Below are 5,919 nucleotides of genomic sequence, written 5' to 3'. Positions count from 1 at the left end.
CAGGGCGCGCGAGCGCTACAGCCGAGCCGTACTAAGGGCCCGTGAGGCTTGGCCGGTCGATCGGGTGCTTTCGAGCACCCCTGCCGGTCCATCGTTCCGAACATGCAGGAGGGCGCGAGTCGCGCCGACATCACACCCAGCTTCTCTGTCTTTGCTTCGCCACCAACTACGGCCGGTGGCTATGGCGCGAGGGTACCACCCGATCCCATCCCGAACTCGGAAGTTAAGCCTCGCTGCGCGGATGGTACTGCCGGGGCCACCCGGTGGGAGAGTACGGCGCCGCCGGCCCACTTAAACAACGCCCGCTCGATTCAATTGAATCGGGCGGGCGTTGCTGTTTGTGTGCGTGGGGGATTCCTGCGTCTGGATCGGCGGGCTCGGCGGGCTTCGGCGCGGCGGCGGGGGCCCCCGCCCTGGCGCTCGAGGCGCCTGTCCCTCCCCCGCTGCGCGGGAGAGGGACTTCCTCGCTGCGCTCGTGACGGGCGGGGGAGGTCTCGCACGAGGGGGCGGGGGGCGTTGCCGCCGGTACGTTTCCGAGGTGTTCAGCGAGCGTAGCTCGCGCGGCGGACGCGCAGGATCGCGCCGGCGGCGGGGGAGGGCGCCCGGTACGTGGAGCCCAGGCCGAAGAAGAAGTCGCCGCCGCTCTCCTCGAACGAGCGGGCGAAGGTCGGGGCGGAGAAGCGGAACAGCTCGCGCCAGCGCCGCAGGTCGCCGGTGGCGTAGACGTGGACCGTGTACCCGCCGGCCGCCGCGGGCGCCGCCGCGAGCACGTACAGGAGGGGGCCGCGCACCAGGAGGTCGTACGGAACCGCCTCCGGGTCGGGAAGCGCGACGCTCCGGGCGTCGCGGAGCGTGCGCGTGGCCGCGAGCGCGGCGGGCTTCCAGTCGATGGCGCCGGCGGCCACCACGTACACCAGCGCGCCGCGGAACGCCACCGGGCGGAGGATGCGCCCGGCGGTGTCGGGAAGGCCCGGCAGCAGCAGGGCGCCGCCGATGCCCGTGCCGACGAAGCGCGCGCCGTCGAACCGCAGCAGCTCGCCCGCGGCGGGGTGCGGGTCGGTCCGGAGCCGGGGCGCGGCGTAAAGCTCGCCTCCGTGCTCGAAGAGGACGAGCATGCGCCGGACCTCGCCGGTCGCGGCCGACCAGGTGCGGCCGCGGTCCGCGGAGGCGAGGAGGGTGGCCTGGCCGGGCCTGCCGCCGCCGCCGACGGCCGCGAAGAGCCGCCCCCGGTGCCACGCCAGGTCGAAGGTGTGCAGCGCGTGCGGGAGGGTGCGGTGCTTTACCCACGCCCCGCGCTCCAGCCGGTAGAAGTTGCCGAGCGACCAGCCGCCGCGGGGGTCCGTCCCGGGTACGTAGAGCTCGCCGTTCAGCACGCGGAACGCGTCGACCTGCTCTTCGTCGGTGCGGTAGCCCGGGGCCACCCGGCCCGTGGCGGGGTCGATCGACCAGAGCGCCACCGGGCCGCGGTTGCGGATAGGTCGCCGTGCCCCAGGTAGATGCGCCCGCCGAAGAGCTGCATGTCCCACACGTTGCGAGCGTGGGGCGGACTTCCGGCGAACGGCGTGGCGACGAGCTCCGCTGGAGCGCCGACTCGGGGCGGCGGGGGCGTGTCGCGGCACCCCGCCAGGATGGCGGCGAGGGCGATCGCGAGCGCTGGCGGACAGGGGCAGCGGCGGTGCAGGGCGAGGAGGAGGGACGGCGGCGAGCCAGGCGGGAACCCGGCGTCATCGGCGGACTTCGGCGCGGCGGCGGGGGCCCTCACCCGCCGCCTTAGAGCGGCAACCCTCTCCCAACAGCGGGAGAGGGTGGACTTTACGAGTGGGTCCGGGGGCTGTTCCCTGTCCCCTGTTCCCTGCAGTTGCGTGAGGGATGCGCGCCCGCAGGGCCGGGACGCCGCCGCCACGGGGGTATCGTGGCGGCGGTGGCCCGGCGCGGTTGGGCACAGTGGTATCGTGCCCTACCGCGCGCGCAGCCCGGCCCGGAGCGCAGCGGAGGGACACGCCCAGAACCGCAGTGCGAAGTGCGGGGTGCGAAGTGCGAAGTACCGACGCGGCAGTCAGCCGGCGTCGACGCAGACGCGGTTCTTGCCGGCGGCCTTGGCGGCGTACATGGCGGTGTCGGCGCGGTGCAGGAGGCTCTGCTCCTTGACGTGCGCGGGGGCCGAGGAGTGCCCGGGGACGTACTCGGCCACGCCCAGCGAGGCGGAGATGGCGCCGGTGAGGTGCAGCGCCCGTAGCTCGGGGCCGTGGTCGCGCTCGATGTAGGTGCCGCCCTCGATGGCCGCGCGGATCCGCTCGGCGATCTCCACCGCCTCGTCCAGGCCGGTGTTCGGGAGCCCGGCCACGAACTCGTCGCCGCCGTAGCGGGCCAGGATCACGCCCTCGCGGTCGACCGTGCGGCGCAGCAGGAAGCCCACCTCGCGCAGCACCTGGCTGCCGGCCAGGTGGCCGTAGGTGTCGTTGACGCCCTTGAAGCGGTCCAGGTCGAAGAAGACCAGGCAGCAGGGCCGGCCCGCCTGGTCGGCCTCGGCGATCATCTCCACCAGGCGGTGGTGCAGCCAGCGGTCGTTGGCCAGGCCGGTGAGGTCGTCGCGGCGGGCCAGCTCGTTGGCGCGCTTGGCGTCGAGCGCGTTCTGCAGGGTGGACGAGGTGTAGCCGGCGAAGATCTCCAGGAGCGCCAGGTCGCGCTCGGTGAAGGCGGCGCCGCCGGGGCGGTCGATCAGCTCGATGACGCCGCACACGGCGCCGCCGATGGCGATCGGGGCGGCCAGCACGGAGTGGCGCTCGTCGCCTTCGGCCGCCTCGCGCGCGAAGACGGCGTCGGCGGAGACGGCGTCGGCCCGGTACGGGTGGCCGGTGCGGTAGACCTTCCCCGCCACGCCGCGCGCGGCGGGGACGCGGGTGCCGGGGAGCGTGGCCGCGCCGGGGCCGAAGGCGGTGACGAAGCAGAGCACGTTCTTCGCGCGGTCGTCCACCTTCTGGAGGGGGTCGTCCAGGAGGATGGCGCCCGACTCGGAGGGGACCAGCTCGCGGGCCTTCTCCAGGATGGTGCGCAGCTGCAGCTCCAGGTCCACCTCGCTGGGGAGCCCGGGAGAGGCCTTCTGGCGCTGCAGGAAGCGCTCGAGGTCGCCCCCCTGCACCGAGTGGAACTCGGGCGGGGCTTCGGCGAGCGCGGCGGGGAGACGGTCCACGGGCGGCGGGTCTCTTCAGGTGTAGCGCATCGGCGCGTGGCCCAGGTACTTCCGGATGAGCGCCATCTGCCCCACGTGGTACGCGTCGTGGGTGACCAGGAAGGCGAGCGCCCCGGCCACGCTGGGGTCGTCCAGCGGGAAGCGCTGGGGCGAGGGGGCGCCGAGCTCGTCCGCGGTGAGCGCGCCCAGCCGGGCCTCGAGCGCGGCGGAGACCTCGCTCCACGCGGTACGAATCTCCGCCAGCGGGGGGAGCCGGGCAAGCCCGTCGATCCCGGAGACGCCTTCCAGGAGCGCCGCGAACGGGTTCGCCACCGTCTCCACGCCCAGCAGGCGGGCCGCGAAGTGGCGCGAGTCCACCAGGTGCAGGGCCAGGAAGGCCAGGCTGTTGGTCCGCTCGCCGGGGCGCCGGCCGGCCTCCTCGTCGTCCACGCCCTCCAGGCAGTTGAGGTACAGCCGCGTGTGCATGCCGAGAGCGGCGGCGAGCGGCGCGGCGACGGGGTGCATGGGGCGGTCGGGTCCGGATGCGGGGGAGGCGAGCCGCGCCGCCGGGGCGGACGCGCACGGTGGACGGCGGCCCGCGCGCGGAGGCGGGCTCGCGACGAATCAGGGCGGACTTGTCCCGGTAGAGCCGAATATTACGCTGGCGGGCCGTTCCTCAACAAGGGTTTGTGATCCCGCGCGCGGTCACGCCCGCCACGGCCGCGCGCGGGAGGTGGGGCACGCGAGGTCCAGGCGGCCTGGCGACGGTCGCTCCGGCCCGCTCCGAAGGGGCGATCTATCGAACCCGCGCCCCGGCGCGAACGGCCGACGGCGACCTCCCGGGCGGGCGGCGGCGGCGGGAACGGCGGGCGACGGGCTCCGAACCCGCCGGCGGGTCACGGCGGACGCAGGCGCCGTCTTCGTCCGATCACGTGAGCTGACAGGCACTTGCGCGCGCCGTGCGCCGACCGCGACGGGCGTCGTGTTCATGACCATGGCGCTCGCGCCGCGGGTGTGACATATTCTCCCCAAGCTGCGGACGGCGTGCCCCGGCGGTTGCGGCATCGGCGTCCACACCATTCCGCAGGCGGCAGCGCCTGTCCCCATCCGGGCACCCAGCCGGCACTTCGGCGCCACCCCCCGTACTCCCATGAGCGAATCCGAGCAGCCCGACGTCCCCATCACCGTGCTCATCGTCGACGACGAGGAGCTGCTGGTGAAGAGCTGCGGCCAGATCCTCTCCAGCGAGGGCTACACCGTGCACACCGAGGGGCGCGGCAAGAACGCGCTCGACGTGGTGCGGCGGCACCGCCCCGACATCGTCCTGACCGACCTGATGCTGCCGGACATGGACGGGCTGGCGCTGCTCAAGGAGATCAAGAAGAACGCGCCGGAGACGCTGGTGGTGATGATCACCGGCTTCGCCACGGTGGACTCGAGCGTGGAGGCGATCCGCGCGGGGGCGTACGACTACATCCCCAAGCCGTTCACGGCCACGCAGCTGCGCATCCTGATCGGGCGGGCGGCCCAGCAGGTGAAGCTGGTGCGCGACAACGCGCAGCTGCGCGACCAGCTCAAGAAGCACTACAGCTTCGAGAACATCATCGGCACCAGCGACACCATCCAGAAGGTGTTCTCGGTGGTCAGCCGCGTGGCGCCCACCGACGCCAGCGTGTTCATCTCGGGCGAGAGCGGGACGGGGAAGGAGCTGATCGCGCGGGCGATCCACGCCAACAGCCGGCGCTCGGCGCGGCCGTTCATGGCCATCAACTGCGCGGCGCTCCCCGATCACCTGCTGGAGAGCGAGCTGTTCGGGCACGAGAAGGGCTCGTTCACGGGCGCCGACCAGCAGCGGCGGGGGCTGCTGGAGGTGGCCAGCGGCGGCAGCTTCTTCATGGACGAGATCTCGGAGATGAGCATGGAGCTGCAGGCCAAGCTCCTGCGCGTGATCCAGGAGCGGCGCATCCGCCGGGTGGGCGGCGAGGTGGAGATCCCCATCGATGTGCGCTGGATCTCGGCCACCAACCGCGATCCGGAAGCCGCGGTGCGCGACGGCAACCTGCGGCAGGACCTGCTCTACCGGCTGAACGTGGTGCCGGTGAAGCTGCCGCCGCTGCGCCAGCGGCGCGAGGACATCCCGGCGCTGGCGCAGCACTTCCTCCGCCGCTACGCGCAGGAGTACGAGCGGCAGAACCTGCGCTTCAGCGCCGACGCGCTCCGGGTGCTGGTGGACTACGACTGGCCGGGGAACGTGCGCGAGCTGCAGAACGTGGTGGAGCGCATCGTGTCGATGTGCCTGCCGGGGCAGGAGATCCTCCCCGAGGACATGCCCGAGGAGCTGTCGCAGCGGCGCGCCGCCAACGGGAAGGCGGCGACCCCGTACAGCGCCGACCTGCCGTTCCACGACGCCAAGAACGACGCCATCGCCGACTTCGAGAAGGAGTACCTGCGCGACCTGCTGAAGCGCCACAACGGCAACATCTCGCAGGCGGCGCGCACGGCGGGGATCGACCGCAAGACGATCCACCGCATGCTGGCCAAGTACGACCTGGAAGGCAACGACGACGAGTAGCGCGGCGAGCGTCGATCGAGGAGGGCCGGGGGCGGCGTTCGCGCCGTCCCCGGCCCTTTTTTGCGTCCGTGATTCCGGAGACTGCCGAACTGCGACTTCCGGGTTTGGGCATGTCCCTCCGCTGCGCTCCGGGCCGGGCTGCGCGCGCCGTAGGGCACGATACGACCGTGCCCAACGG

General features: G+C 73.0%; 4 protein-coding genes and 1 rRNA gene. 2 read left to right on the top strand and 3 right to left on the bottom strand.

Features of this window, described 5'->3' with window-relative positions; all coding sequences use genetic code 11:
* The first annotated feature begins 171 nt into the window (after window positions 1–171).
* Window positions 172–288, top strand: a 5S ribosomal RNA gene (gene rrf / locus VF746_22865).
* A 254-nt stretch (window positions 289–542) separates the two neighbouring features.
* Here rrf and VF746_22860 read toward each other — a convergent pair.
* The 3 genes from VF746_22860 to VF746_22850 all read right to left on the bottom strand — a co-directional run bounded on the left by VF746_22860 (window position 543) and on the right by VF746_22850 (window position 3,694).
* The gene (locus tag VF746_22860; protein ID HEX8695271.1) at window positions 543–1,457 is read right to left on the bottom strand and encodes a hypothetical protein; all 915 of its coding nucleotides are present in this window, start codon (window positions 1,455–1,457) and stop codon (window positions 543–545) included.
* Window positions 1,458–2,056: 599 nt separating this feature from the next.
* A complete protein-coding gene (locus tag VF746_22855; GenBank protein HEX8695270.1) occupies window positions 2,057–3,190 on the bottom strand; it encodes a sensor domain-containing diguanylate cyclase in 1,134 nt (377 codons plus the stop codon).
* Between the two features lie 15 nt (window positions 3,191–3,205).
* Window positions 3,206–3,694 carry a DinB family protein gene (locus VF746_22850; GenBank protein ID HEX8695269.1) on the bottom strand — a complete coding sequence of 163 codons (489 nt, stop codon included), beginning with the start codon at window positions 3,692–3,694 and terminating at the stop codon, window positions 3,206–3,208.
* Between the two features lie 625 nt (window positions 3,695–4,319).
* Here VF746_22850 and VF746_22845 point away from each other — a divergent pair.
* Window positions 4,320–5,741, top strand: a complete 1,422-nt coding sequence (locus tag VF746_22845; GenBank protein ID HEX8695268.1) for a sigma-54 dependent transcriptional regulator — start codon at window positions 4,320–4,322, stop codon at window positions 5,739–5,741.
* The last annotated feature ends 178 nt before the right edge of the window (window positions 5,742–5,919 follow it).

The sequence above is a fragment of the Longimicrobium sp. genome, assembly GCA_036389795.1.
Classification (GTDB): domain Bacteria; phylum Gemmatimonadota; class Gemmatimonadetes; order Longimicrobiales; family Longimicrobiaceae; genus Longimicrobium.
This window is presented reverse-complemented; position numbering and strand designations above follow the sequence as displayed.

What these genes read in the sequence shown, in the direction of transcription:
- VF746_22850 (HEX8695269.1), bottom strand. Translation starts at nt 3,694, where the DNA reads ATGCACCCCGTCGCCGCGCCGCTCGCCGCCGCTCTCGGCATGCACACG.
- VF746_22845 (HEX8695268.1), top strand. Translation starts at nt 4,320, where the DNA reads ATGAGCGAATCCGAGCAGCCCGACGTCCCCATCACCGTGCTCATCGTC.